Source organism: Snodgrassella sp. ESL0324 (assembly GCF_013344955.1).
GTDB classification, from domain to species: Bacteria; Pseudomonadota; Gammaproteobacteria; order Burkholderiales; family Neisseriaceae; genus Snodgrassella; species Snodgrassella alvi.
This window is the reverse complement of record NZ_JAAEDS010000012.1, coordinates 802820-828435: the sequence shown is the minus strand read 5'-3', so window position 1 is coordinate 828435 and position 25616 is coordinate 802820. Positions and strand designations below refer to the sequence as shown.

28 protein-coding genes are annotated in these 25616 nt (G+C 42.9%); 25 read left to right on the top strand and 3 right to left on the bottom strand.

All coding sequences use genetic code 11. From position 1 onward, the window contains the following. Window positions 1–13: 13 nt before the first annotated feature. Window positions 14–1522: a polyamine aminopropyltransferase gene (locus GYY70_RS05975; protein ID WP_084585861.1), complete on the bottom strand. Its 1509-nt coding sequence runs from the start codon at window positions 1520–1522 to the stop codon at window positions 14–16. A gap of 197 nt (window positions 1523–1719) precedes the next feature. On the opposite strand from GYY70_RS05975, the gene GYY70_RS05970 reads away from it, so the two are divergent. From GYY70_RS05970 to speD, 4 genes are read left to right on the top strand one after another with little or no spacing between them, the layout of a single operon-like run. Further along, window positions 1720–2118: a DUF350 domain-containing protein gene (locus tag GYY70_RS05970; protein WP_041879341.1), complete on the top strand. Its 399-nt coding sequence runs from the start codon at window positions 1720–1722 to the stop codon at window positions 2116–2118. Between the two features lie 32 nt (window positions 2119–2150). Continuing rightward, window positions 2151–3194: an SPFH domain-containing protein gene (locus tag GYY70_RS05965; RefSeq protein ID WP_084548056.1), complete on the top strand. Its 1044-nt coding sequence runs from the start codon at window positions 2151–2153 to the stop codon at window positions 3192–3194. Window positions 3195–3202: 8 nt separating this feature from the next. After that, a complete protein-coding gene (locus GYY70_RS05960; protein WP_174831602.1) occupies window positions 3203–5041 on the top strand; it encodes a DUF4178 domain-containing protein in 1839 nt (612 codons plus the stop codon). Continuing rightward, window positions 5029–5406: an adenosylmethionine decarboxylase gene (gene speD, locus GYY70_RS05955; protein WP_174831601.1), complete on the top strand. Its 378-nt coding sequence runs from the start codon at window positions 5029–5031 to the stop codon at window positions 5404–5406. Before GYY70_RS05960 ends, speD begins: the two co-directional genes overlap by 13 nt. Before the next feature lie 287 nt (window positions 5407–5693). Here speD and GYY70_RS05950 read toward each other — a convergent pair whose 3' ends face one another. Then, on the bottom strand, window positions 5694–6500 hold the full coding sequence (locus GYY70_RS05950; protein WP_038648650.1) for an outer membrane protein assembly factor BamD: 807 nt from the start codon (window positions 6498–6500) through the stop codon (window positions 5694–5696). Between GYY70_RS05950 and rluD the strand changes: the two genes are divergently transcribed. From rluD to GYY70_RS05850, 20 genes are all read left to right on the top strand, one after another. Further along, window positions 6499–7629 (top strand): 23S rRNA pseudouridine(1911/1915/1917) synthase RluD, encoded by a 1131-nt coding sequence (gene rluD / locus GYY70_RS05945; RefSeq protein WP_084548059.1) that lies wholly within the window; start codon window positions 6499–6501, stop codon window positions 7627–7629. The genes GYY70_RS05950 and rluD overlap by 2 nt on opposite strands. A gap of 9 nt (window positions 7630–7638) precedes the next feature. After that, a complete protein-coding gene (gene pgeF, locus GYY70_RS05940; RefSeq protein WP_174831600.1) occupies window positions 7639–8430 on the top strand; it encodes a peptidoglycan editing factor PgeF in 792 nt (263 codons plus the stop codon). Between the two features lie 320 nt (window positions 8431–8750). Then, window positions 8751–9278: a DUF6882 domain-containing protein gene (locus GYY70_RS05935; RefSeq protein WP_174831599.1), complete on the top strand. Its 528-nt coding sequence runs from the start codon at window positions 8751–8753 to the stop codon at window positions 9276–9278. Window positions 9279–9680: 402 nt separating this feature from the next. Further along, window positions 9681–10412: a beta-ketoacyl synthase chain length factor gene (locus tag GYY70_RS05930; RefSeq protein WP_084548062.1), complete on the top strand. Its 732-nt coding sequence runs from the start codon at window positions 9681–9683 to the stop codon at window positions 10410–10412. 41 nt (window positions 10413–10453) lie between these two features. Beyond that, window positions 10454–11179 carry a 1-acyl-sn-glycerol-3-phosphate acyltransferase gene (locus GYY70_RS05925; RefSeq protein ID WP_238791854.1) on the top strand — a complete coding sequence of 242 codons (726 nt, stop codon included), beginning with the start codon at window positions 10454–10456 and terminating at the stop codon, window positions 11177–11179. 3 nt (window positions 11180–11182) lie between these two features. Continuing rightward, window positions 11183–11440, top strand: coding sequence for a phosphopantetheine-binding protein (locus tag GYY70_RS05920; RefSeq protein ID WP_025330055.1), 258 nt, complete (start codon window positions 11183–11185; stop codon window positions 11438–11440). A gap of 37 nt (window positions 11441–11477) precedes the next feature. Continuing rightward, entirely contained in the window at window positions 11478–11735 is a 258-nt protein-coding gene (locus tag GYY70_RS05915) for an acyl carrier protein (RefSeq protein WP_025330056.1), read from the top strand. Next, the gene (locus tag GYY70_RS05910) at window positions 11728–12276 is read left to right on the top strand and encodes a membrane protein (RefSeq protein WP_041879327.1); all 549 of its coding nucleotides are present in this window, start codon (window positions 11728–11730) and stop codon (window positions 12274–12276) included. The genes GYY70_RS05915 and GYY70_RS05910 overlap by 8 nt, the downstream gene beginning before the upstream one ends. A gap of 2 nt (window positions 12277–12278) precedes the next feature. Next, window positions 12279–13982: an AMP-binding protein gene (locus GYY70_RS05905; protein ID WP_174831597.1), complete on the top strand. Its 1704-nt coding sequence runs from the start codon at window positions 12279–12281 to the stop codon at window positions 13980–13982. After that, window positions 13979–14719, top strand: a complete 741-nt coding sequence (locus GYY70_RS05900; protein WP_174831596.1) for a glycosyltransferase family 2 protein — start codon at window positions 13979–13981, stop codon at window positions 14717–14719. Before GYY70_RS05905 ends, GYY70_RS05900 begins: the two co-directional genes overlap by 4 nt. Beyond that, window positions 14712–15662 (top strand): glycosyl transferase family 2, encoded by a 951-nt coding sequence (locus GYY70_RS05895; protein ID WP_174831595.1) that lies wholly within the window; start codon window positions 14712–14714, stop codon window positions 15660–15662. The genes GYY70_RS05900 and GYY70_RS05895 overlap by 8 nt, the downstream gene beginning before the upstream one ends. Further along, window positions 15646–16095 carry a thioesterase family protein gene (locus tag GYY70_RS05890; RefSeq protein WP_174831594.1) on the top strand — a complete coding sequence of 150 codons (450 nt, stop codon included), beginning with the start codon at window positions 15646–15648 and terminating at the stop codon, window positions 16093–16095. Before GYY70_RS05895 ends, GYY70_RS05890 begins: the two co-directional genes overlap by 17 nt. A gap of 1 nt (window position 16096) precedes the next feature. After that, on the top strand, window positions 16097–16699 hold the full coding sequence (locus tag GYY70_RS05885; protein ID WP_174831593.1) for an outer membrane lipoprotein carrier protein LolA: 603 nt from the start codon (window positions 16097–16099) through the stop codon (window positions 16697–16699). After that, window positions 16683–19031: an MMPL family transporter gene (locus GYY70_RS05880; RefSeq protein ID WP_174831592.1), complete on the top strand. Its 2349-nt coding sequence runs from the start codon at window positions 16683–16685 to the stop codon at window positions 19029–19031. Before GYY70_RS05885 ends, GYY70_RS05880 begins: the two co-directional genes overlap by 17 nt. Beyond that, on the top strand, window positions 19018–20271 hold the full coding sequence (locus GYY70_RS05875) for an NAD(P)/FAD-dependent oxidoreductase (RefSeq protein ID WP_174831591.1): 1254 nt from the start codon (window positions 19018–19020) through the stop codon (window positions 20269–20271). The genes GYY70_RS05880 and GYY70_RS05875 overlap by 14 nt, the downstream gene beginning before the upstream one ends. Continuing rightward, window positions 20265–20705 carry a hypothetical protein gene (locus GYY70_RS05870; RefSeq protein ID WP_174831590.1) on the top strand — a complete coding sequence of 147 codons (441 nt, stop codon included), beginning with the start codon at window positions 20265–20267 and terminating at the stop codon, window positions 20703–20705. Before GYY70_RS05875 ends, GYY70_RS05870 begins: the two co-directional genes overlap by 7 nt. Further along, entirely contained in the window at window positions 20698–21918 is a 1221-nt protein-coding gene (locus GYY70_RS05865) for a beta-ketoacyl-ACP synthase (RefSeq protein ID WP_174831589.1), read from the top strand. Before GYY70_RS05870 ends, GYY70_RS05865 begins: the two co-directional genes overlap by 8 nt. Beyond that, complete coding sequence (locus tag GYY70_RS05860) at window positions 21899–22366, top strand: hypothetical protein (RefSeq protein WP_037392603.1); 468 nt, start codon at window positions 21899–21901, stop codon at window positions 22364–22366. Before GYY70_RS05865 ends, GYY70_RS05860 begins: the two co-directional genes overlap by 20 nt. Further along, the gene (gene fabG / locus GYY70_RS05855; protein WP_174831685.1) at window positions 22359–23093 is read left to right on the top strand and encodes a 3-oxoacyl-ACP reductase FabG; all 735 of its coding nucleotides are present in this window, start codon (window positions 22359–22361) and stop codon (window positions 23091–23093) included. Before GYY70_RS05860 ends, fabG begins: the two co-directional genes overlap by 8 nt. After that, window positions 23087–24313 carry a beta-ketoacyl-ACP synthase gene (locus tag GYY70_RS05850; protein ID WP_174831588.1) on the top strand — a complete coding sequence of 409 codons (1227 nt, stop codon included), beginning with the start codon at window positions 23087–23089 and terminating at the stop codon, window positions 24311–24313. Before fabG ends, GYY70_RS05850 begins: the two co-directional genes overlap by 7 nt. Here GYY70_RS05850 and GYY70_RS05845 read toward each other — a convergent pair. Continuing rightward, window positions 24297–24941, bottom strand: a complete 645-nt coding sequence (locus GYY70_RS05845) for a 4'-phosphopantetheinyl transferase superfamily protein (protein ID WP_174831587.1) — start codon at window positions 24939–24941, stop codon at window positions 24297–24299. The genes GYY70_RS05850 and GYY70_RS05845 overlap by 17 nt on opposite strands. A 33-nt stretch (window positions 24942–24974) precedes the next feature. Here GYY70_RS05845 and GYY70_RS05840 point away from each other — a divergent pair, with 33 nt between their 5' ends. Beyond that, window positions 24975–25400: an excinuclease ABC subunit A gene (locus GYY70_RS05840; protein WP_174831586.1), complete on the top strand. Its 426-nt coding sequence runs from the start codon at window positions 24975–24977 to the stop codon at window positions 25398–25400. Window positions 25401–25616: the final 216 nt, after the last annotated feature.

Below are 25616 nucleotides of genomic sequence, written 5' to 3'. Positions count from 1 at the left end.
TTCTGCTATTCCTTTAGCGCATGACAGCGCGCCAGTCAGCCTCAAAATACTCTACCAGCTTTTGTGTATTCAGATGATTGGGTTCAACAGAGCGGCGTTGCATATCTTTCGGAAAAATAAACATTTCTCTTGTACTATCGGCATCCAGATAGCGTGTTGGTACCTGATAATGATCAGGAATCAGAAATTCACCGCTCTGATTTGCCATTACATAACCCCATTCACCGAATGACGGAACATAAACATGGTAAGGCAGAGTCTTTAAGCCGGCCGTTTCCAGCGTGTTTACAATACACCAGAACGCATTCGGGGCAAAATAAGGTGAAGTGGACTGCACTACGATATTGCCCTGCGGATTTAAATGTTGTGCAACCATCCGGTACATCGGAACTGAATACAGCTTGCCCAGAGAAAAATTAGACGGGTCGGGAAAATCGATAATGATTGCATCAAATTTCTGCTGATTGTGTTCCAGCCACTGTGCCGCATCCGCATTGATAATATGCATTTTCGGATTATTCAGTGAGTTCTGGTTTAGCTGGCGCAAATGAGTAGAGTTACGGAATACTTTAGTCATGCTGGCATCCAGATCGACCAGAGTAACCTGCTTAACCTGAGGGTATTTCAGTACTTCACGAGCAGCCAGTCCGTCACCGCCGCCCAGTATCAGAACGCTGGCAGTCTGAGGATTCTGTTCCATTACCGGCAAGACCAGTGCTTCGTGATAACGGGCTTCATCCATTGAAGAAAATTGTAAATTGCCGTTGATAAATAAACGGGTATCATTATGCCATTTTGTAATGACCAGACGCTGATAAGGAGAGGCTGTGCTGTATACGACCGGATCGCCGAAATAATGCTGTTCTGCCTTATCGGTAATTTTATTGGCATAGCAGAAAAGAAGAATCAGAATAAGCAGAACCACATTACCGCGCAGATACAGGCTGCGGTAGCGGCGTAAGTTTTTTTTAAATAACCGTGCAGTTAATAATGCAACAACCGTATTCAGAATACCGAACAGCAGGGCACTTCTGGCCATACCGAGTTTGGGTGCCAGAATCAAAGGAAAGAGCAGGGAAACAGCCAATGCGCCCAAATAATCAAAAGTCAGCACCCGGCTAACGACTTCTTTAAATTCAACTTCCCGTAAATTGAGTACCCGCATGACCAGCGGCAGTTCCATTCCGGTAACAATACCAATGGTCAGTACCATTCCGTACAGTATCGAACGAAAAGGTGTCTCAGAGAAGCCAAACAGAACAAACAACAGCAGCGCAGAAATACCGCCAACGATACCCACCAGAATTTCGATATCAATAAAACGGCTTAATGCATCTTTGTCCTTGATATAGCGTGTCATATGTGCACCGATACCCATTGCAAACATGTACACGCCGATAATTGAAGAAAACTGAAGTATCGAATCACCAAGCAGATAACTGGCCAGAGCAGCAATAATCAGTTCATATGCCAGACCGCAGCTGGCTACCACAAATACCGATACAATTAAAGCAGGATTCACCGTTTATCCTTTTATTCATTTTGTCTGCTTCAGGCACAGGCTGCTGTGAGGCATCCTGTCTGACTAAACTGTATATACTGATAAGGCAATAGTTATATTCAGATGTTAAATTTATGCATATTAAAGTAAATTCAATACTATACAAAATAATTATTATACGGTATGTTTAACATCAGAAATAATCGGGATAATAAATAATGACAATTCCTTTATTGCAATATCTCCAATATTTAAAATATTTTGTGGTGGCGCTATCCATGCTAATCGCATTTGCTTTGTTATATATGCGTATTACACCTATAGCTGAGCTGAAATTAATTAAACAGGGGAATATTGCCTGTGCTGTTTCACTGAGCGGCTCAATGATCGGTTTTTGCATCACTCTGACTTCCAGTATGCTGCAATCAGTTAATCTGCTCAGTTTTATTATCTGGGGCATAGCAGCCATGATTATTCAGATTCTGGTGTATTTGATTGCTACCTTGCTGATACCTAAAGCTAATCAGGAACTGGTAAATAATAATATTGCAGTCGGAATTCTGTTTTTTGGTTTGTCTGTGGCTATCGGTATTCTTAATGCTGCAGCATTAAGTTAATAATTAACTTTAATTTAAACTGGATACGAACAATGGTAATGAATTCAATTTTTGGCAGTAATGGTCTGGGTGGCTTCATTAAGAAACAATTTATTGACGTTATCCAGTGGGAAAATCCTGACCCGGATGTGTTAATGTGGCGGTTTCCCTTACAGGATCAGGAAATTCAGAATGGTGCTGCTCTGGTGGTGCGTGAAGCACAGTCTGCTCTTTTTGTGGATGAAGGTCAGATTGCAGATCAGTTTGGTACAGGAACATTTACCCTTAATACCCAGAATCTGCCTTTACTCACCAATCTGAAAAACTGGAGTAAATTATTTCAGTCTCCATTTAAATCAGATGTGTATTTTTTCAATCTGCGTCAGCAATTATCCAGACGCTGGGGAACTGCACAGCCGGTTACCATTCGCGACAGTGATTTTGGCGTCATCGCTGTACGCTCGTTTGGCATGTACACTTTTCGCATTGCCCAGCCGGCAGTTTTCTTTCGTGAAGTAAGCGGTGTCTGTGAAGAATACCGAACTGAAACATTGGAAGAGCAGCTGCGTAATCTGGTCATTACTCAGATGGCCACTGCTTTTGGCAATTCTTCTATTCCTTTTCTGGATATGGCTGCTAACCAGCTAATGCTGTCACAGCAAATGATAACATTACTAAAACCGGCTTTTGCAGAGCTCGGACTGGAGCTGGAAAAGTTTACTGTGGAAAGCATTACTCTGCCGGAAAATCTGCAAAAGCGTCTGGATGAGCGTATCGGCATGGGTATTGTCGGGGATATAGCACGTTACACCCAGTATCAGACTGCACAGGCCATTCCGCTGGCAGCGGAGAATGAAGGCGGTATTGCCGGAATTGGTGCCGGACTGGGGGTCGGTATGAATATAGCCACTGTGATGACTTCAGGTCTGACCGGAACGGTGGCTGCACAGACTGCACCGGCCGGTAGTACTGAAAACGGATCTTCAGATTTAACTGCGCGGCTCGCGCAACTGAAAACATTGCTGGAGCAAAATCTGATTAGTCAGAATGATTATGATACTGCCAAGGCTGAGATTATCAAAAAAATCACCGGTTAATTCGCAGTATGAATAGTTCATCCTCTTATCTTCTGCACACAAACTGTCCCAGCTGCGGGGCTGAAATCGGAATCCGTTCAGCCACCGCAGTAACTGCGGTTTGCGGCTATTGTCATTCTGTTTTATTAGTTAATCAGAACAAACTGCTTCAATCAGGGCGCCATTCTGCAGTATTGAATGATTTATCTCCGCTGCAAATCGGTACTACCGGTAAGTGGCAGGGTAAGTCATTTATTCTGATCGGGCGTATACAAGTACATTATGAAGCAGGTTTATGGAATGAGTGGCATGCACTGTTAGAAGATGGCAGCAGTGCATGGCTGTCTGAAACTAATGACCGTTTTGCTTTTACCCGTTTGCAGCCGGCATCTGCCAGTGAGGAAAAATTACCCGAATTCAGTAGTCTGAAAGTCGGTAAAACATTTTTTAAGTATCAGTCACGTCGGTATGCTGTAGCTGATATTCACAAAACCAGCCGCGGTCAGTATGTGGCTGAAGGTGAGTTACCTGTATCGCTGCCAAATTCTGAAACAGCACTGGTAGCTGATTGCCGTAATGGTTTGTCATTTATTACGCTGGATTACTCATCCGGTCAGCAACAGCCTGAAGTATTTGCAGGCCGGGGAGTGACCCTGAAATCACTGAAACTGCAAAACACTCGCAGAAAAGAACAGATACGCAGCCAGGCCGGTTATGTAAAAGGCAGAACTAAAAGAGGTAAATGCCCGAGTTGCGGCGGTGAAATTCTCTGGGTAAGCGGGGTAACCGATTACGTACTATGCCAGTATTGCCACGGTCAGATGGATATGAGTGAAGACGCGGCATTACAGAAAAACATCAGTGAGAAGCGTGAATGGTATGAGCGTCAGTTAACCATTAAAATTGGCAGTAAAGCACGTATCAACAATGAAGACTGGTGGGTACTGGGTGCAATGATACTGGTGGAATTACCAGTACAGATAGCTTTTCCAGATGTACCTTTGTATGTTCAGGTTATGCGTGAAGAGACAGAGGAAGAAGACAGTCTTGGTTGGACTGAATATCTGCTTTACTCACCCAGAAAAGGCTTTTTATGGCTGCTGGAGCTGGAAAATAATCAATGGGCAATGGCTTCAACACTGGACGATTGGCCTATTTTAAACGGACCATTACAACCTGTTGATTTGAAAAGAGAAGACATTCCATTTTTATATGATTATGCCGCCCATGTAATGTATGCTGCCGGTGCATTTTACTGGCAGGTTGCTCCGGGCGATAGAATGTATTATATCGATTATGGTTGCAAGGCGCATAAACTGTCTACAACGCTCACGGACAACGAACAATCATGGTCTGTGGTCAGCACCATCCCTGCTTCTCTGGTGGCTGCATGGTTTCAAAATGATAAAAATATCAGTATTAAAGCAAAACCCCTTGAGCGGGATAAAGCTGTTGAAATTGTGCGTGAACATCAAGGCATTAAAGCAAAAGATTTTAATGCCGACAATATCAGAAAATGGTCCCGGCAAACCTTTATAAATTCTCTGTTTAATATTTATAACCCTAATTTCTGGATAGCTTTATTTGTTGTTTTAAATTTACCAGTAATTTTTATAATATTGGTCGGCGGACCGGCTGATTATGACTATGGAATTGATGCGGTGCTAGTGTTTATACTTGCTTTTAGTTTACTGTCGACTGTGCCCAAATTAAAAACTCGTCAATTAAATAAAACCAGAAAATATAATATATATATTGCTGCAATACTATTAATTGCATTTACATGGATAGATTATGCCGCGCATGAAACAGATACAAACTCTTCGGGCGGGCATTATTATAGTAGCAGCGGGCGATGGCACAAATAAAACAGCTTAGTCATAGTGTAGGGCAGCACTGTTTACTGGATGTTTATCAAACAAACGGTAACTGGTTGCAGGATGCTGTTGCCATCGAAGAATTATTGCGTCAGGCTGCGCAGGCAGCACAGGCGCATATTCTTACCAGTCATTTTCATACTTTCGGCGGTAACGGTGGTGTTACGGGTGTATTGTTATTGGCTGAATCACATATCAGTATCCATACATGGCCTGAACATCACTATGCTGCCATTGATATATTTATGTGCGGACAGTTACTGACTGAAGCTGCTGTGGCAAAATTACAAAAATTATTACCGGATGCACAGATGCAGATTCGCTGGTTAGCACGCGAATATTTGCCAGAAGTATAAAATTTTTTCTGAACTGAAATCAGGGTAACAATAATCAGAACATACTTTTCAATTTCAGAAACGATGCCTGCAGAAATTCCGAACATATTGAATAAATATTTGCTGTAAAAAAGACTACAGATTACTTGTATTTGTAAGTTCTGATTACTTCTGTGCACCATGTGCAAAAACTATACAGAGCAGAATAATCAATTGCGCATATACAAAAAATCAGACCAATACCTGCGAATTGGTCTGATTAAGAAGTGTAGCTTATCTGAGACTGAGTACCGGAATATCAGCCGTAATTACTTCCAGTAACGCCACCATGGAATGGTATTGTGATCCTGCCATGGTTTCTGTAAATACGGGCTGTTCGGGAAATTCTGTGCCAGTACACGTTTGGTATCATCACTGAGTTTCTGCTCGCCCAGATTTGCATATGCTGAAACCATGATTGCCAGAGCTTCTTCAACATTTGGCGTATTCTGAAATTGAGAAATGACAGTCTGTGCCCGTCCTACCGCAGCAAGCCACGCACCGCGCTTCATATAATACCGTGCCACTGAGAGTTCATTACCACCCAGTGCATCCAGCAGTTTCTGCATTTTGGCACGGGCGTCGTCAGCATATTTGCTCTGTGGAAAATACTGTACGAGCAGAGCAAAAGTAGCATAAGCTTCGCGGTTCGCTTTAGGATCGCGGTCAGACCAGTCCTGTTTTGCCAGTTTGCTGACAAATGATTTGTCTTCATTGAGCTGAATCAGCGCTTTCAAATATAACGCATAATCCATATTCGGATGTTGCGGATAAAGACGCTGGAACTGTTCAATCGCAGCCAGTGCCTTATCGTTCTCATCATCCTTATAATAAGCATAAGCCGTATCCAGCTGAGCCTGTTCGGCATAAGAACCATAAGGAAAACGTGCCTGCAGAATTTCGTATAATTTCTCTGCATGAGTATAATTACGGTGCATCAGCTCATCATGTGCTTCATTGTACAGACGCTGAACTGACCAGTCCTGGGTAATCTGGGAATCTTTATCTACCGTACTTGTGCTGGCACAGGCACTCAGTAACAGGCCTAAGGCCACCGCCAAAAACAAATTTTTCATGAAAGACACTTCTTTGTTAGAGAATGATGACGATTATAACGATGATTTGCCATTTACGGCAGATGATAGTACACAAAGTTATAAAAATTGGACAGTACCTAATGAACTGGCCGGCCTGCGTCTGGATGCCGCACTGGCAAAACTAGCGCCAGAATTTTCCCGCAGCCGGCTGACTGCGTGGATAAAAGACGGCCATGTCACAGTCAATGGCAGCGTTGTCCCGCCCAAGTATAAACTGATAGGCGGCGAAGCCATACAGGCAGCTATCCAGCAGGATGAAAGCCAGCTGGCTTTCATACCGCAGGCTATGTCACTGGATATTATATATGAAGATGATAGTGTACTGGTACTGAATAAACCGGCCGGGCTGGTTGTACATCCTGCAGCAGGAAACTGGCAGGGCACATTACTCAATGGTCTGCTCGCGTATTGCCCGGCACTGACACAAGTACCACGAGCCGGTATCGTACACCGTCTGGATAAAGATACCAGCGGATTAATGGTTGTCGCCAAAACCATAGTCGCACAAACTCATCTGGTTCGTCAGTTACAGGCACGGACAGTCAAACGTACCTATCGTGCTGTTGCTGACGGGGTAGTGCCGTTTGACGGTAAAATTGAAACACTGATCGGACGTGATCCGCATAATCGTACCCGTATGGCTGTTGTCCCTTTTGGCGGCAAAGAGGCCATTACGCATGTAAAAGTACTCGAACGTTATGCCGATTTCAGCTATATCGAATGTCAGCTGGAAACCGGCCGTACTCATCAGATTCGCGTGCATATGAAAGCTGCCGGACATCCGCTTGCCGGAGATGCTCTTTATGGTAATCCGCGCCATCACGCCACAACAGAAGTCAGAGACGCTATTAAAATGCTGGCACGTCAGGCACTGCATGCCTACCGGCTGAGTTTTATTCATCCGCAAACTCAGGAGAATATGCAATTTGAAGCTCCGTTACCGGCTGATATTTATCATTTACTGTCTGTACTGCGTTTACAGGCTGGCATGGACTCTTCCATTAAAACCGAAGACCAATGGCAGCAGCGGCTGAGTGCGGAAGCAGCAGAAGATGATGACTGGGACGACGATGATTATGATGTGGATGTTATTTATGTACGCGAATAGGACAGAGGAATGAATCAATGGGACATGAATCAGGCACTCGGTCTGAATCAGAATAAAAATGTCTTTTTTAATGCACAATGGCCTGCACCAGCCAGTGTGCATACCCTGTTTACAACACGTCAGGGCGGTGTGAGCCAGCCACCGTTCAATTCATTGAATGTCGGAGCACATGTCGGTGATAACGCAGATGCCGTGCAGCATAATCGTGCATTAGTACAACAACAGGTAGCAAAACCTCTGGCTTATCTGAATCAGGTGCACAGCGCAGATGTTATTAATGCTGTGTCTGCGTTAACTGCGTTGCAGTCAGGTACACCGGCCAATGCTGATGCAAGCTTTTGTCACCGCGGCGAATCGGCAGCCTGTGCGATTATGACAGCCGATTGTTTGCCGGTATTATTGTGTGACCGTGCCGGAACTGTTGTTGCTGCTGCACATGCCGGCTGGCGCGGACTGGCAAACGGAGTATTGCAGAATACTGTAGAGGCTATGCAGGTTAACCCTCTGGAAATATTAGCTTACCTTGGTCCTGCAATCGGACCGGAGGCTTTTGAAGTCGGCGCTGAAGTATGGGAGGTGTTTTGTCTGAAACAGCCAAAGGCGCAGACTGCATTTACAGATATTGGTAATGAGCACTATCTGGCTGATATTTATGCTCTGGCACGGCTGGCTCTCGCAGATGCCGGTGTGCATCAGGTATATGGTGGAACGGAATGTACTGTATTGCAGCGGGAGCGTTATTTTTCTTATCGTCGTGACGGGAAAACCGGACGTATGCTTAGTGCAATCTGGCTCGAATAAAACCGCAATGGATTAAATTGCTTACAAATTGAATTCATTTTTTAGCCAGAGCATCAATGTTTTATAGAAAATAATCAACTTAAAAAATAAATTGTTGATGCTTCTGGCGAAAAATTTAATCCGGTCATGCATGCTAATAAAGTGGTAAATATCTGATAATAAATGCTTAATAATATTGTAAGTATATACTTTGTTTAGTTAACTATAAAAAACTGATTTAGAATTTAATAATTATCGTGATATAATTCAAATAGTTATAACGATTAATAAATATATAAAATAATTTTTTCTTAACCAATATTATAAACAGGGGATAAAACATGGGTAATTTCTTAAAAAAACTTTTTGGCAGCAAAGAAAAAAATACTGATCAGCATACAACAGAGCTTTCCGAGCCAGAGCTTACCATTGTACGCGCAAATAACGAGATACAATTACGCACACAGATGGCAATAGATACTTGGGGTCTTGATACCGCTGAATGGAGTGCAGACCTTGATACCGGTACGATTACTTTTGTCAGTCATGAAAAAAAACTGATGGTAACTGCCCCAATACAAATAGTTGGTACATACAATACTGAAGACAATACCTGGTTATGGGGGTGGGATCATCCGTCAGTCAGTGAATCGCTCAGTATAGCTGCACAAAAAGTGCGAGATTTTGGTACTGAGTATCATCTGGAAAAACTCACCACTCGCAAGCTTATGGTTTCTATGGATGATGCATGGGGATTTGCTGCACTTGCGTGTTACCTCAGCGGCGGTGAAGGCTGCTATACCGGTTCGGCAGACACAACGAAAATATTCATGGTCTATGGTACGGTAACAATAAGTAATAAAGACTAACTGGCAATCTATTATTGAAGTAATCAGTAAGATTAGATGTGCATTGCTTTGTTGATATGACATTGAAGTTTACATAAATAAGCGCTTTAACAGAGGAGCGCGGCTTTTATGTGCTGATAGGTATACACTAATATCTGTAAATACATTAATTTAAAATCTAAATAATAATTAACACTTAATTTAAATTTAAAATTACTTTTAGCCTTTTACCCTTAATGTTTTTAATCATTAACTATTAATTATTTAGGGTCTTTAATATTGCATAAACAAATACTTTAGATTTTGCCAGATATATTGAAATTAAATAGATTCAAATGACATTAACAATAAACAAAAATATTTTATTGTTTATTGTTATATATTTACATATAATGTCAAGTTTATAAGATTTTCAACAGATATATGAAGTTTTCAATATCTGACTGGCATGCTGTTAGTCCTTTTCATCATACGCCGGAAGACTGGCAAAAATGGGTTGCTCAGCGCAGAAATGTAGGTGATTTACCGGCTAAAGATGTGGATTTATCTTTTTTGCCGGCAATGAAAAGACGTCGCTTAAGCTCTGCTGCTCGTTTGATGTTTGCTGCGTCATGGCCGCTGCTGCAAGAGGATGCTTCCTGTCCGGTAGTTTTTGTTTCTCATGATGGTGAGATCAACCGCAGTTTTCAATTGTGGAAAAGCCTGATACAGCAAGAAGAGTTATCACCCACTTCGTTTGCCTTATCAGTACATAATGCCATTATCGGACAATGGTCGCTGATGCGGGGTGATATGAGTGAAAGTATTGCGCTGACTGCCAGATACAATGGTTTGGAAATCGGAGTTACTGAGGCTGTAGGTCTGCTGGAAGAGGGGGCATCACAGGTTTTGGTAGTCGTAGTAGAAGAACCTCTGGCTGAGGAATATAACGTAGCCGCTGTACGTGCTCCGTTTCCGCTGGCACTGGGGTTAATTATTACCAGAGGTGAACAGGTAAGCCTGACTTATTCAACAGCAGATACTGGCAACGAATTATTATCTGGTGAACTGAATTATTACAGTAGTGCACTGGAATGGATTACACAGCAGATTACAGCGCAACCCGTGCGTCATCAATCTGCAGAGCAAGGTATCTGGCGGTGGCAAATTGGTTAACAGATTGGTGTAACTGGCTGTGGCGCTGGTGTGCAACAGCAATGGGTTTTGTAATTTTTGGTGTATTCGGGCTGCTGTTTAAAATAATTCTGTGGCCTTATACCTTACCTGCTGTAAGAAAAAATGCAGATAGCCAGATAAAAGCGCGACGGCTGGTTGCATCTGTCTGGGCGGCATTTATCCGTTATCTGAGTATCACAGGAGTTATTGCTGTCCGCTATCATGGTTTTGAACGTTTGGGTCGCCCCGGGCAACTGATTTTAGTGAATCATCCTTCATTACTGGATGTTGTGTTTATGCTGGCCAAGGTACCGGTGCTCAACTGTATTGTTAAGAACGATTTATTGCGTAATCCGGTAATGAAAAGCTCGATACTTGCCTGTGGATTTTTACCGAATGATGAATCTTTACAGGTTGTTGAGGATGCGGATGCAATACTGCGCAGCGGGCAGAGTATGCTGATTTTTCCTGAAGGGACACGTACCGGATGGGATAATAAAATTTGTTTTAATCGTGGTGCTGTGTCTATCGGATTACGCAGTGCCAGCGTAATTACTCCGGTCGTGATTGTCATGAATCCGCCGGCGTTGAAAAAATACCAACCCTGGTATCAGGTACCAAAACAGAAAATTCATTATGATTTTTATGTTGGTGATGATATCGATCCACAGCAGTGGTTACAACACAAACCTTTGCCAATTGCGGCAAGACAACTTAACCAGCAGTTGCAGGAATATTTCCAGCAGGAATGCAGTAGAAGAAAGTAGTAAATGAGCGATTTAGTTATTCAGATTAAAGAATTAATTATTGACAGTTTAGGGCTGGAAGATATCACAACAGATGATATAGGTGATGATATGGCCTTATTCGGGGATGATGGTCTAGGACTGGATTCAGTAGATGCTTTGGAGTTAGGTCTGGCCATTCAGAAAAAATTTGGTTTGCAAATGGAAAATGACAGCAGCCAGCTGCGCGAGTATTTTTTTAGTGTTAATACACTAGCAAATTACATCCAAAGCAAACGTTAAAGATAACCTGTTTTTATTTTAAAAGGGAAACCTGTGTATGACTGAACAGGAAATTTATGCCATTCTGGCAAATGCACTGGAAAATCTGTTTGAAATTGCTCCAGAGCGAATCAAACCGGAAGCAGATTTATTTGCAGATTTAGAAATTGACAGTATCGATGCTATTGATCTGATTGATTATATCAAGCGCCAGACTGGACACAAATTACAGGCAGAGGATTTTCGCAATGTGCGTACGGTAGCTGATGTAATTCAGGCAGTCATGAACAAGGCCAAACAGGCCGAGAATGCCTAAATTATATCCGGTAATTAATACTGTACTCGTTCTGGTCAGTATCCTTTATCCGTTTATCTGGTATTTTGGTCAAAAATACACCGGCGTTATTCCGGTTGCAGTATTGATGGCGCTGATCTGGCTGTTACGGGCATTACTTAACCGTCAGCCATTACAAAAGCTGTTGTCATGTGCAGTAATGTTACTGTTTATCGTTTTAGCATGGCTGCATTCAGCTAAAGCCATGTACTGGTATCCGGTAATGGTAAGTGCGCTGCTTTTGCTGGTATTTGGTGCAAGTCTGTATAGCCGGCAGTCCTTAATTGAGCGTCTTGCCCGCTTACAGCGTCCTGATCTGCCTGCTTCAGGTGTGCGCTATACCAGACGTATTACTCAGATATGGTGCGGTTTTTTTTGTGTGAATATCATAATTACCGCTGGTTTGATTACCGGTGAATACTGGCACGCATGGACTGTATATACAGGGCTGATTTCTTATCTGCTGATGGGAATACTGTTTGGCGGAGAGTTTCTGTATCGGCGGTTAATATTAAAAATATAAATATGATGACGTCAGAGCAATTCTGGGCAGAGCGGGCCCGAAGTCAGGCTTTATTTACTACTGGTCAGAGCAGCCTGAGCTGGCAGCAAGCCATGGCACAAATAACGGCATTAAGCCAGTATTTGTCTGATCATTCTGTCAAAAGTGCCGGTCTGTATTTTGATGATAATGCTCATTTTGCCATCGCTTTACTGGCATGTGTGCAGGCCGGTACAGATGTTTATCTGCCGGCTAATCTTTCTGATGAAAATGCTCAGTGGCTGGAGCAGACTGTAGATATTTATCTGTCTGATGAAATTAATAATAAACTGAATATTCCGTCATTACCGGCATCTGCATGGAATTCACAGAGCTACAGTGAGTCTGACAGAAAGCCGATAAATAATATCGCGGTATTTTTGCAAACATCAGGTTCTACCGGTAAAGCCAAACTGATTAAAAAAGACTGGAACGTATTGTGTCTTGAAGCACAGATTCTGGCAGAAGTATTACCGGATTCAGTTATCAAAGACCAGCCGATTGTGCTGGGCAGTGTCAGTGTACAGCATATGTATGGGCTGAGCTTTCTTATTATGCTCAGCATGTATCTGGGATTGCCGCTTTATCGTCATCGCCTTATTTTTCCGGAGTTATTGCTGGTAACTAGTCAGGCTTTTAAAAAAGTGATCTGGATCAGCAGCCCGACTTTACTGCATACATTCCGGCAGACTCATGATATCTCTCTGGCTAAAGGGCATGTGAGTGCTGTTATTTCTGCCGGCGGAATACTGGCACAAACCAATAAAGATTTTTTGCTTGAACATATCTGTTCTGAAGTAATTGAAATTTATGGCAGTACTGAAACTGGCGCAGTAGCCAGTCGAATCAAACAGCCATACTGGCAGTTTTTTCCTGATATTAGTTATAGCGTTAGTCAGAATGGTTTGTCTGTTCAGTCGCAGCGCTGTACTACCGAGCAATTACTGGCTGATGCAGTGGTGGAGCATGAGAATGGTTTTGATTTGTTAGGCAGGATAGACCGGATTATCAAACTGGCAGATAAACGTATTTCCCTTATGCAACTGGAAAATCAGCTTATGCAGCATGAATGGGTTGCTGATATTCATATTCTAAAGCATCCTGAGGGTACTCATCTTGCTGCATGGGTGGCTTTGACCGATGCCGGCGTTCGTGAATGGTGCAAGCAGGGACGCAAAGTTATTATTCATCAGTTAAAAAACTATCTGGCTAAAAGTCAGGAAAAAATTGCCTTGCCGCGCCATTGGCGGTTTACAACAGTGTTACCGCGCAATTTACAAAGTAAACTGAATCCGGAGGATGTGCAACAGGCCATTTTACAGCCAGTTATCAACCCTGTTGTTCTGGATCAGAAAATGGTTTCTGCAGATGAATACTGGTTACGGATTCAGGTCCCTCTGGATCTGGAGTATTTCAAAGGTCATTTCGATGTATTTCATCTGGTACCGGGCGTTATTCAGATTAAATGGATAATAGAGCTGCTACAACAATGTTCATGGCTGGTTCAGGCACCATTACAGATGGAAAATCTGAAATTTCAACATTTTCTCCGGCCGGCTGATGTTATTGAACTGGTATTTAAGCGTGATTGTGTCCGTAGAAAAATTTCCTTTCAATGCACAATGCAGGATAAAAAAATTACTTCCGGCCGGTTGGTGATACCTGATAGTGAAAGTGATGCATCATGAGACTGCTGGCATTGATTCCGCATTATAACCATTTGCATACAGTAGGTAAGGTGGCTCAGTCGATGCTGGGCTACGGGATAGATTGTCTGATTGTAGATGACGGTTCTGATGAAACAATTCGTACGCAATTACGTGAATTATTACAACCCGGTATTGAAATAATTTATCGTGCCTGTAACGGTGGCAAAGGTGCTGCGGTTAAGGATGGCATAAAGTATGCTGCTGTACATGGCTATACACATATTTTGCAGGTGGATGCTGATGCACAGCATTGTCTGGAAGATACGCAAAAACTGATAACTGCCGCTGAAGCACAGCCTCATGCAGTTATTTGCGGGCGACCGGTTTACAATGACGATACACCAAAAGCACGTCTTTATGGACGTAAAATTACTAATTTCTGGTTGGCAGTAAATACGTTATCAATGGATATTCAGGATGGAATGTGCGGATTCCGTATTTATCCGCTGGTTCCTACCATTGATGTGATCAGAGAAAAAAATATTGGTAATTACATGGATTTTGATGCTGAACTTCTGGTGTATCTGCATCGGCGGGGCTGTGTCTTTATCTGGATTGATACGCCGATTACTTATGCTTCCGATGGTATTTCCCATTTTCGGGTCTGGAAGGATAATGTTCTGATTTCCAGAATGCATGCGCGTTTATTTTTCAATATGTTATTGAATTTACCGGAAATTTTACGAAATCGCCGGAAAAGGAAGCTCCATGGCTAATTCAATCCGCCACTGGGCTAATCAGCAGGAACGGGGAAGTAGCTTTGCCTTGCTTCTGACCCGTTATCTGGTTAAATATTGTCCTGTACTGCTTTTGTCACCGATAGTTTGTATAGTAGTGGCATATTTTTATCTGACCGCGTCATCGGCACGCCGAAATGTTGCCTGTTATCAGCATTTATTAGCAAAAAGCCATACAGAGCTGTCCCGGATTCTGTCCGTAAAAGGATCTGTATTCTGGCAGTTTTATGCTTTTGCTCAGGCTATAGTCGACCGCTTCGCAGTCTGGCAGGGGCGCATCAGATATGAAGATTTGATTATTCATGATCCGGATAATCTTACTCAGTATATTGATCAGCCTGTTGCAGGTACTACGGGACAGATATTTGTCTGTTCACATTTGGGTAATACAGAAATCTGCCGTGCATTAGTCAAAAAGCATAAAAATCTTATACTGAATGTGCTGATTCATAGCAGCCATGCAGTGAAATTTAATAAGGCTTTAAAAGACGCCGGTGCTTCACGGATTCGTTTAATTCAGGTGACATCTCTGGATACAAAGGTAATGATGGAGCTGAATGAAAGAGTGCAGCGTGGTGAGTGGCTGGCTATTGCTGCTGACCGTGTACCGGTAAGAGGAGAGAAAATTGTAGCCATCCCATTTCTCGGGCAGACAGCAAACTGGCCACAGGGACCATGGTTATTAGCCGGATTATTAAAAGTACCAGTCAATACCTTGTTCTGTTTTAAACAGCAGGGTAAGTATCATTTACATATTCAGCGTTTTGCAGCAAATGTGAACTGGAAACGGCAAAAAAGGGAACATTGTATTAAACAATATGTTCAGCAATATGCTCAATTGTTAGGTACCTATTGCTGTAAAGCACCAAGACAATGGTTTAATTTTTTTGATTTTTGGAATCAGGATGACAGGGCAATATAAGCAGTTACGGCACAGTGTGATTATTGAAGTACCTTTCTTTGATATCGACTCAATGGATATTGTCTGGCACGGGCATTATGTCAAATATCTGGAAGTAGCACGCTGTGCTTTTTTAAGTGCTATAGGTTATGATTACAATGTCATGAAAGCCAACGGTTATGGCTGGCCGATTGTGCAACTTAATCTCAAGTATGTACGACCGGCTGTTTTCGGACAGAAAATCCGCGTTGAAGTTGTATTAAAAGAATATGAAAGCTGTTTGAAGTTTGATTATGTCATCAGTGACATAATCAGCGGCAAAAAGCTTACCAAGGCATCAAGTATGCAGGTTGCTGTGTGTATGCAGACACGGGAAACTCAGTTTCAGACGCCGGAAAGCTGGTTACAGGCAGTGCGAAATGCCATGCAAAATGGTTTGAAAGGGGAAGATTAATATGTTGAGAAAAATTTTATTTATTTGCTGGTGTTGCCTGTTTAGTGGATTGTTATGGGCTTTTGATTTAACTGAGTTACAAAATCAATTGCAACGGCCACAAAATATAAAAGGTGATTTCACACAGCAGCGTTTTTTACGCGGTACCAATAAACCCATTATTGCACAGGGACAGTTTGTACTGGTACCAAAAGCCGGCTTATTATGGCAGATGAAAAAACCTTTTGCAGATACCATGAGGGTGCGTAAATCAGGTATTGATCAGCTAAACGCCAATAATAAATGGATTGCCAGTAAACAATCAGCCAGTGCGCAAAAAAATCAGGTAAAGCTTTTTCTGGATCTGCTTGCCGGGCAAACTAATGGCATACAAAGCCAGTTTACTTTGCAATTGCAAGGCACTGCTCAAAATTGGAAATTACAATTGCAGCCGAAAAGTGTATTGATGAAACAAATCTTCACCAGAATTGATATTCAGGGTGATGAGTCGGTGAAAAAAATTGTACTGTCTGAAGTGCAGGGCGATCGTACGGAAATTACATTTTCCGCTTTGAAAATTAATACAGCCCTGAACAGGTTTGAGCAAAATGCCGTTTTACCGTAAACGCGTCTGGGCTGGTCTTTATTTACTGCTGATATTTTTTGTGGCGGCAGCGTTATTTTATAGCTTTCTGCAACAGAATCGTCTGGATACTGATTTAACCAGCCTGTTGCCTGATGACGGGCAGAATACACAGGCACAGCAGATGGCTAAAATGCGCATGAATCAGCGTATGAACCGTGATATTGTGGTTTTAGTGGGCAGTAAGTCGCCTGACAAGGCGGTTGAAGCGGCACAGATGATTCAGCAAAAATGGCAGGATAGTCATATATTCCAGTCTGTTACAGGTAAACTTGAACCAGATGTTGCCGCTTTGCAGGCCAGTATGCAACGACTGAGTCTGGCTGTCGTTTCAGAACAAAGCTGGCGCAATATTATCAATCAGCCTGAAGAAGCTTTTGCCAGACAGGCGCAAACACTTGTTAATCCGTTTGCTGAGCGTAGTATATTACCTGTTGACCAGGACTGGCTCGGACTGGGTAACATCATTATGCATCAGGCCAGTCAGGACGGACCTGTTTATTATAATTTTCAGACAGGCTGGCTGAATATAGATGATGGTGATACTACATGGGTTTTATTACGGGCGCGTTTACCGGAAAAAGCCGGACTGATTAATGTACCAGATGGTCTTCTTAATGTAATTCATGATACTCAGGCATCTCAGGATGTGCAGGTACTGATGGCTGGTGGTGCTATTTTTGCCGCAGAAAATAAAGCCACCGGAGAGAAGGAAAGCCAGTATATGAGTATACTGGGTATGGGTTTAACTTTTCTGCTGCTGTTGTTGCTTTTCCGCAGTCTGCGTATTTTATATTTATTGCTTCCTCTGGCAGTAGGTATCTTATTTGGTCTGGCAGCTACCGTAATGCTCTTCGGACATATCCATATTCTCACTCTGGTAGTGGGAACCAGTTTGATGGGTGTATTGCTGGATTTTCCTTTACACTGGCTGGCCAGTGGCGTGATTCAGCAGCAATGGAATCGCTGGCAGGCTTTACATATTGCAGCTAAAGCCTTTTTATTAAGTTTGATTATTACTTTACTGGGTTATGCGGCTTTACTGATTACACCTTTGCCGATATTGCAGCAGACGGCGATATTTTCTGCTGCTGCGCTGATTAGTGCATTTTTATTCAGCTTACTTTGTTTACCTGCATTTTTTTCTACTACTCAGGCATATATCTATCCGCAGGCTTTGGGTGCCATGTTATCTTTCGGTAAATTTATCGTCCGCAAGAGGCAGACTATGGTACAGAAAAAATGGCCGGTATTACTGATTCTGCTGCTTATGGGCGGAGGCTTATTGCGGCTGAACACTCAGGATGATATCCGCCAGTGGGCTAATCTGTCACCACAATGGATGGCACAGGCACAAAAAATCGGTTTACTTACTCAGACGATGCCGTCCGGACAGTATTTTGTATTACAGGCAGATAATGATGATGAATTGTTACTGAAAAGTCGTACTCTGGGCAAATCATTACAGGATTTGGTTATACAAAAACAATTATCCGGTTTTCAGTCTCTTGATCAGTGGGTTATGCCGTTTAGCATCCAAAAGCAGCGCCAGCAGGATGTAAGTTGTCTGTTAAGCAATACAGATAACTGGCGTGATTTAGTTAATTTGGGCATAGATGAACACAGTATCCGGGATTATCTGACTGGTTTACAAAAACTACCTTTGCAAACAATTTCCCAAAGTCTTGATAATGAACTGGGAACCGCATGGCAGGATTTATATCTGGGCAAAATGAGTAACGGAAAAGTTGCGGCTATTGTCAGTTTGTCAGGAGTAAGTCAGGTTACTGCTTTACAGAAGCTGGCCGATAAAAATAACGGTATTTATTTTGTTAATAATTTACAGGCATTAAATCAGTTATTTACACATACGCGAAATCAGGCAATTGCATTGAAGATAGCTTCTTATCTGGTAGCCATCGTATTGCTGGCTTATGCTTTTGGCTGGCGTAAAGGACTTTTAATGCTGGCTGTACCTGTTCTGTCTTCATTAGCCTGTCTGGCTGTATTTGCTTATGCGGGCTGGCCATTGTCTTTATTTGCTATTTTTGGTCTGTTTCTGGTTACGGCAATAGGTATGGATTATGCAATCTATGTTTCCGTCAAACAGATGGCAGTAGCCGAACGTCTGGCCGGTGTATTGCTGGCTGCGACAACAACAATGATTTCGTTTGCTATTCTTGGTTTCAGCGCAACTCCGGCTATTGCCAGTTTTGGTCGCAGTGTTGCTCTTGGGGTATTTTTTAGCTTGATACTGGCTCTGGCCTTGCTGCCCGGAGCCGATAACAGGGGGAGGTGTAATGAGTCAGTTTGATGTGGTAATAATTGGTGCCGGTCCGTCCGGATCTATTGCCGGTGCTTTATTAAATAAAAAAGGTTATCGGGTTTGTGTACTTGAAAAACAAGTTTTTCCCCGGTTTGTGATTGGTGAAAGCCTGTTACCTCATTGCATGGAATTTATTGCAGAGGCCGGAATGCTGGAAGCAGTAAATGCAGGTGCTGCCGATGGTTTCCAGTTTAAAAATGGTGCGGCATTTAGCTGGGGTAATCGCTATACCACTATAGATTTTACCGATAAATTTTCACCGGGTCCGGGTACTACCTTTCAGGTAATGCGGGGACGTTTTGATCATATTCTTATTAGTGAAGCACAGAAACAGGGCGTAGAAGTTCGTTTTGAACACAGTGTTAACGGGATTGAGTTTGAGGATGCTGCTGCTGTTCTGTCAGTAACAGATACACAGGGAGTGCCTTATCAGATTCGGACGCAATTTGTGCTGGATGCCAGCGGATACGGACGGGTATTAGCAAAATTGCTTGATCTGGAACAGCCGTCTTCCTTGCCTGAACGCATGGCTTATTTTACTCATATTGATGATAATGTTACAGATCCGGTATTTGACCGTAACAAAATTCTGATATGTACCCATCCAGATTTACGTGATGTGTGGTTCTGGTTTATTCCATTCAGTAACAATCGTACCTCTATTGGTGTGGTCGGCTTGCCGGAATGTCTGAACAATCATGGAGCAGAGGGTGCGGAGGCTATTTTACAAAAATTTGTCAGTGAAGTGCCCATGCTCAAACGCATTCTGGTCAATGCACAATGGCACAACGATGTACCATTTCGGACTTTACGCAATTATTCTGCTAACGTTAAAAGTCTGTATGGAAAACGCTTTGCTTTATTAGGAAATGCTTCAGAATTTCTTGATCCGGTTTTTTCATCCGGCGTAACGATTGCCATGCATTCGGCCAAACTGGCTACAGATGTACTGCACCGGCAGTTTTCCGGAGAAACAGTAAACTGGCAGCAGGATTTTGCTGATAAATTACAGATAGGTATTAATACCTTTAAGACTTATGTCAATGGCTGGTATAGCACAGCTTTTCAGGATGTTATATATGCTGAAAAAATTAATCCTGAAATCAGACGCATGATAAGCTCTATTCTTGCCGGCTATGCATGGGATGAAACCAACCCTTATGTTATCAATTCAGAACGTCGTCTGGCTGTTCTGGCAGAAATTTGTGGTCAAGCCAAAATATGTTAAAGAATTTTGTTATTTGGCTGATGATGTTGTTTTGTCTTAGCGCCTGTCAAAGTTTACCAGTGATTGATTCGTTACCGGTATTGAAGCAAACGCTCACTTTGCAAGTTACAGATAAAAATGGCAGTAACAGTCTGCTGTTAATTGAACCGTTGTCGGAGCAGCAATGGCGGTTTGTACAGGTTGATGGTTTAGGTGCACCGATATCCAGACAGATTCTGCAACAGGGAAAATGGCATAATGACGGTTTTTTACCTCCTAATCCCAAAGCACGTCAGCTATTTACTGCCGTCTATGCTTATCTTGGTCATCAGTATCATTGGTCTGTACCTGCTGAACTGAATGATGTAAGAGTTTCTTCTGGTACAGATGGTATGGTTGCAGAAATAGAATGGCATAAACAGCATTGGAAAATCCGGGAGGTAACTGATGAATAAACCGGTTTTTCTAAGTCGTCCTGCTATGGTCAGTGCTCTCGGCTGTGGTGTGCATGAGCATATAAGTGCTTTGCTGGGTGAAGCAGACAATTATCTTACCCGTAGCGATTTCTGGGTAAATGGTAAATCATATTTATTCGGATCAGTCCAGACAGCATTAAGACCCTTTCCGACCGGATTGAATCCGGATTTCTGTAGTCGTAATAATCAGTTGCTTTGGCACGCACTTTTACAGATTGAAGAAGACATTCAGGATGCCATAACTGAATATGGGAACGATCGGGTAGCAGTTGTACTCGGTACATCGACAACTGGCGGTGATGATAACAGGGCTGCCCTTGAGTATGGATTTACGCGGCAGGACTGGGTAAACAGTGGTTATAATCAGACCTTGCAGTTAATGTCTTCACCGGCAGATTTTGTGGCTGAGATGTATCAGTTGCGTAATGTCCGCTATGGTATATCAACTGCCTGTACTTCAGGAGCACGAGCACTCATAAGTGCGGCACGGTTATTGCGTACTGGTATGTGCGACGCTGTAATTTGTGGTGGAGTAGATACTCTTTCGGCGCTGACTATTAATGGTTTTCATGCATTAAAGGTATTATCTTCCGGGCAATGTCAGCCATTTACCGCCATGCGCGATGGCATCAATATTGGTGAAGCAGCAGCTGTATTCGTAATGACCCGGAATCCGGCCAGAGGTCTGCCTCTATTAGGATATGGTTCAAGCAGTGATGCCTATCATATGTCCAGTCCGCGTCCTGATGCGGAAGGAGCCAGAAAAGTAATTCAGCAGGCTTTACATAATGCACAGTTGCCGGCCAGTGCTATTGGCTGGGTTAATCTGCATGGTACTGGTACTACTCAGAATGATGCTATGGAAGCGCTGGCTATTCATAACGAATTGGGTGAGGAAGTATCCTGTGCTTCAACTAAAGCACTTACTGGTCATACACTTGGGGCAGCAGGTGCACTCGAAGCTGCTTTCTTATGGACAGTAATCAGTCGCCAAATTAATCCTGATGGTAAATTACCCCCGCATCGGGCAAAAACAAATCTTGATCCCGAATTAGCATTCATTCATCTGACACAATTTCAGGAAGCATTCAATGCTGATAATCCGCGCATAGCATTAAGTACTTCATTTGCTTTTGGTGGTAATAATACCGCACTGATTATGGGGAGCAATAATGCAAACCCCGATTTATGATGTGGCTTCCCTGCTCCCACATAGTGGCAGAATGGTGTTACTGGATGAAATCGTAAATTATGATGAACATAGCTTAACAGCCTATGCATACGTAAAACCAAATCAGATCCTGGTTACGGGAGAATGTCTTCATTCATGGGCAGCAATGGAAATCATGGCTCAGGGCGTAGCGGCATGGGCTGGCGCATTAGCTCATGACGCCGGTGAACCGGTGCGTCTGGGATTTTTGCTGGGAACAAGAAAGCTTCAGCTTTATTTTTCAGCATTACCAGTACCCGTTATCTTGCAGATTAAGATTCATGCTTCTTTACAGGATACAAACGGCTTTGGCGTTTTTGACAGCCAGTTATGGCTGTGTGATGAAGCCAGAAATCCGAATCAGTTACTGGCGGAAGCAGCACTTAATGTATACAGTCCTACTGAAAATGATCTAATACATGATGAATAATGATAAAACCATTCTGGTTACCGGTTCCGCGCGCGGAATCGGCAGAGCAATCGCACTGACGCTGGCTCAGGCTGGCTGGGATATTGTGCTGCATTGTCGCAGCCGGCGTGCTGATGCTGAAAAAGTAGCTGCTGAAATAGCGGCATTTGGCTCTCACAGCCGCATACTGACTTTTGATATCAGTGACCGGCAAGCCTGTCAGGAAGTTTTACTAAATGATATCGAACAGCATGGTGCTTATTATGGTGTGGTACTGAATGCTGGTATTACCCGTGATAACGCTTTTCCGGCACTAAGTAACGATGACTGGGATCAGGTGCTGGATACCAATCTGGATGGTTTTTTCAATGTACTGCATCCGCTGATGATGCCCATGATACGCCGGCGAAAAGCCGGGCGTATTGTTTGCGTTGCTTCTGTTTCCGGAATAACAGGTAATCGGGGGCAGGTAAATTACAGTGCATCCAAAGCCGGTATGATTGGGGCAGCCAAGGCACTTGCAGTTGAGCTGGCCAGACGCAAAATTACAGTTAATTGTGTAGCGCCCGGGCTGATCGAAACAGAAATGATTGATGAACATGTACCTGTTGCTGAGATTCTGAAGGCTATACCTATGAATCGTATGGGACGGGCAGAGGAAGTAGCCCATGCAGTAGCTTTTCTGGTATCAGAACAGGCTGCTTATATTACCCGGCAGGTGCTGGCTGTAAACGGAGGTTTATGTTGAGACGTGTTGTGATTACAGGCATGAGCGGTGTCAGTGCGCTGGGGAATGACTGGGCTTCAGTTAAAAGCGGGTTGCTGGCTTATAAAAATAAAGTAGTCCGTATGGAAAGCTGGGATCGGTATCAGGATTTAAATACCAGACTGGCTGCACCGGTGACAGACTATTCTCCTCCTGCACACTGGACGCGCAAACAACTGCGCAGTATGGGAAAAGTAGCCCAGATGTGTACACAGGCTGCTGAAAATGCACTGGCAGATGCAGGACTGCTCGGAGATGAGTCTATTAAGGACGGGCGAATGGGCGTAGCATGTGGTTCGTCTACAGGCAGTCCGCAGGATATTCGCGACATCAGCGAACTTGTTCTTAATGGCAGCTCTGCAAATTTTAATGCCAATACCTACGTACGTATAATGCCGCATACTACGGCTGCTAATCTGTCAATTTTCTTTGGTCTGACCGGAAGGGTAATTCCTACATCCAGTGCCTGTGCTTCAGGTAATCAGGCAATTGGTTATGCTTATGAAGCAATTAAATCTGGCAAAATTGATATGATGCTAGCCGGAGGTGGTGAGGAGTTATGTGTTTCTGAAGCTTTCGTGTTTGATTCGTTATATGCAACAAGTTTGCGTAATGAGACTCCGGAGCTATCACCAAGTCCCTATGATGCTGATCGTGATGGACTGGTTATTGGAGAAGGTGCAGGTATTCTTGTACTGGAAGAGTACGAAATGGCTAAAGCACGCGGAGCCAGAATTTATGCTGAAGTTGTGGGATTTGCCTGTACTAGTGATGGGTCACACATCACCCGACCGGAACGTACGACAATGCGCCGTTGTATGCAGATGGCACTTGAAGATGCGCATCTGTCGGCTGCTGAGGTTGGTTATATTAATGGTCACGGTACAGCAACTGAACAGGGAGATATTGCGGAAACTCTTGCTACGGCGGATGTGTTCGGATACGTGCCGATCAGTTCGCAAAAAAGTTATCTTGGACATACTCTTGGCGCCTGCGGCGCACTGGAATCATGGTTTTCAATTCACATGATGAATGAAGGCTGGTTTGCACCAACTTTGAATCTCAATCAGATCGATAGCCGGTGCGGTGAGCTGGATTATATTGTCAATAAAGCCCGCGAAATTGATACAGAGTTTGTTATGAATAATAATTTTGCTTTCGGAGGGGTAAATTCATCTCTGATATTTAAACGGATGAGCTAACAGGCCATTGATGCCAGTTAAATTTGTAGTTATGCCAGCGACCAAATCCATAAGTACAATTTAACGGGGATGTAGAGCAGTCAGCAGGATAGACTACACTGATATGCCAGCAATTATCGACAATGCAGCTGTATGCCTGAACCGGAATATCCAATGCCGGAATATAAATTCCATCATATCCGTCAGGTATTAAATTATATTGGTGCATATCAGATAACTGACCGTGTCTGACTTTAATCAATGCTTCTTTGAGCGTCCATAACTGGTAAAAAGAGCAAGATAGATTCTGCTGTTCAGATAGCCATTTCTGTTCGTTATCTGTACAGCAGAGCTTTGCCAGTGATATAAAATCACGTTCCTGTGCATACTCCATATCAATACCCGGAATATGCTGTATTGAAGAACAGGCGATTAAACCGGCATAACCTTTCTTATGTGTAAGAGAAAGCCGTTTATAGAAAGCAGAAAGCTGCTGTTTCAAAAACCGGCTGCTTTGCCAGTCGGTACGCTGAGCTAAATGCGGATTTTTCTGTAAACGCTGTTTGTCTGCCTGATCCAGTTTCAGGTTATTGTATTGTTCGGAGACTTCGGATGATGCAAGCAAAATCAGACAATCTTGATTCATCATGTAGTACACTTCATTAATTAAAAGGAGTAAGGAATGAAAAAGTTTTCTAAAGTAATAACACTGGCAGCATTGCTGGCTTGTGTGTCTGCTGCTTATGCACGTGATGATAAATTGCTTTTGTCTATTCAGGATGCAATTAATGCACCGGAAGCTACACAGGTATTGAATCCGAAAATAAAAGTTTATTTTGCTCAGAGTTCAGGACGGGTAGTGCGTGCCGGTCTGGTTAGCAACCGTAAAACCAATAGTGTAGGCAAAACAGATGAAGAAGCCTGCCGTTGGGCATTTCTATCTGCTGTAAAACAGCTACAGGAACAGGCCGTTGCTCATAATGCCAGTAAAGTAACCAATATTGTCAGCTATTATAAGAAAAACAGTATGGCTAGTACAAAAGAATATGAATGTCATGCTGGCGGAGTGATTGCAGGTGTTGCTCTGAAAGGAGATCTGGCAAATTAAAATCACAGCTGTTTGCCATACAACCGCCATTTATCTGAATAAAAGATAAACCGGCGGTTTTTTATCACAAGTATAAACTCAAAAATAATTATCTCTCTTTTGTCTAAAATGTCTAAATAAAATTATTCTATTAAGAAAAATAGAAATTTAACTTGCTTTAATGTCTAATTTTACGTATATTAGCTTAACGGAATATATTGTAGCACAATAAAATGA

Excerpts from the sequence above, each read along its gene's own strand:
- GYY70_RS05970 (WP_041879341.1), top strand. The coding sequence starts at position 1,720 with ATGACAATTCCTTTATTGCAATATCTCCAATATTTAAAATATTTTGTG.
- GYY70_RS05965 (WP_084548056.1), top strand. The coding sequence starts at position 2,151 with ATGGTAATGAATTCAATTTTTGGCAGTAATGGTCTGGGTGGCTTCATT.
- GYY70_RS05960 (WP_174831602.1), top strand. The coding sequence starts at position 3,203 with ATGAATAGTTCATCCTCTTATCTTCTGCACACAAACTGTCCCAGCTGC.
- speD (WP_174831601.1), top strand. The coding sequence starts at position 5,029 with ATGGCACAAATAAAACAGCTTAGTCATAGTGTAGGGCAGCACTGTTTA.
- rluD (WP_084548059.1), top strand. The coding sequence starts at position 6,499 with ATGAAAGACACTTCTTTGTTAGAGAATGATGACGATTATAACGATGAT.
- GYY70_RS05950 (WP_038648650.1), bottom strand. The coding sequence starts at position 6,500 with ATGAAAAATTTGTTTTTGGCGGTGGCCTTAGGCCTGTTACTGAGTGCC.
- pgeF (WP_174831600.1), top strand. The coding sequence starts at position 7,639 with ATGAATCAATGGGACATGAATCAGGCACTCGGTCTGAATCAGAATAAA.
- GYY70_RS05935 (WP_174831599.1), top strand. The coding sequence starts at position 8,751 with ATGGGTAATTTCTTAAAAAAACTTTTTGGCAGCAAAGAAAAAAATACT.
- GYY70_RS05930 (WP_084548062.1), top strand. The coding sequence starts at position 9,681 with ATGAAGTTTTCAATATCTGACTGGCATGCTGTTAGTCCTTTTCATCAT.
- GYY70_RS05925 (WP_238791854.1), top strand. The coding sequence starts at position 10,454 with ATGGGTTTTGTAATTTTTGGTGTATTCGGGCTGCTGTTTAAAATAATT.
- GYY70_RS05920 (WP_025330055.1), top strand. The coding sequence starts at position 11,183 with ATGAGCGATTTAGTTATTCAGATTAAAGAATTAATTATTGACAGTTTA.
- GYY70_RS05915 (WP_025330056.1), top strand. The coding sequence starts at position 11,478 with ATGACTGAACAGGAAATTTATGCCATTCTGGCAAATGCACTGGAAAAT.
- GYY70_RS05910 (WP_041879327.1), top strand. The coding sequence starts at position 11,728 with ATGCCTAAATTATATCCGGTAATTAATACTGTACTCGTTCTGGTCAGT.
- GYY70_RS05905 (WP_174831597.1), top strand. The coding sequence starts at position 12,279 with ATGATGACGTCAGAGCAATTCTGGGCAGAGCGGGCCCGAAGTCAGGCT.
- GYY70_RS05900 (WP_174831596.1), top strand. The coding sequence starts at position 13,979 with ATGAGACTGCTGGCATTGATTCCGCATTATAACCATTTGCATACAGTA.
- GYY70_RS05895 (WP_174831595.1), top strand. The coding sequence starts at position 14,712 with ATGGCTAATTCAATCCGCCACTGGGCTAATCAGCAGGAACGGGGAAGT.
- GYY70_RS05890 (WP_174831594.1), top strand. The coding sequence starts at position 15,646 with ATGACAGGGCAATATAAGCAGTTACGGCACAGTGTGATTATTGAAGTA.
- GYY70_RS05885 (WP_174831593.1), top strand. The coding sequence starts at position 16,097 with ATGTTGAGAAAAATTTTATTTATTTGCTGGTGTTGCCTGTTTAGTGGA.
- GYY70_RS05880 (WP_174831592.1), top strand. The coding sequence starts at position 16,683 with ATGCCGTTTTACCGTAAACGCGTCTGGGCTGGTCTTTATTTACTGCTG.
- GYY70_RS05875 (WP_174831591.1), top strand. The coding sequence starts at position 19,018 with ATGAGTCAGTTTGATGTGGTAATAATTGGTGCCGGTCCGTCCGGATCT.
- GYY70_RS05870 (WP_174831590.1), top strand. The coding sequence starts at position 20,265 with ATGTTAAAGAATTTTGTTATTTGGCTGATGATGTTGTTTTGTCTTAGC.
- GYY70_RS05865 (WP_174831589.1), top strand. The coding sequence starts at position 20,698 with ATGAATAAACCGGTTTTTCTAAGTCGTCCTGCTATGGTCAGTGCTCTC.
- GYY70_RS05860 (WP_037392603.1), top strand. The coding sequence starts at position 21,899 with ATGCAAACCCCGATTTATGATGTGGCTTCCCTGCTCCCACATAGTGGC.
- fabG (WP_174831685.1), top strand. The coding sequence starts at position 22,359 with ATGAATAATGATAAAACCATTCTGGTTACCGGTTCCGCGCGCGGAATC.
- GYY70_RS05850 (WP_174831588.1), top strand. The coding sequence starts at position 23,087 with ATGTTGAGACGTGTTGTGATTACAGGCATGAGCGGTGTCAGTGCGCTG.
- GYY70_RS05845 (WP_174831587.1), bottom strand. The coding sequence starts at position 24,941 with ATGATGAATCAAGATTGTCTGATTTTGCTTGCATCATCCGAAGTCTCC.
- GYY70_RS05840 (WP_174831586.1), top strand. The coding sequence starts at position 24,975 with ATGAAAAAGTTTTCTAAAGTAATAACACTGGCAGCATTGCTGGCTTGT.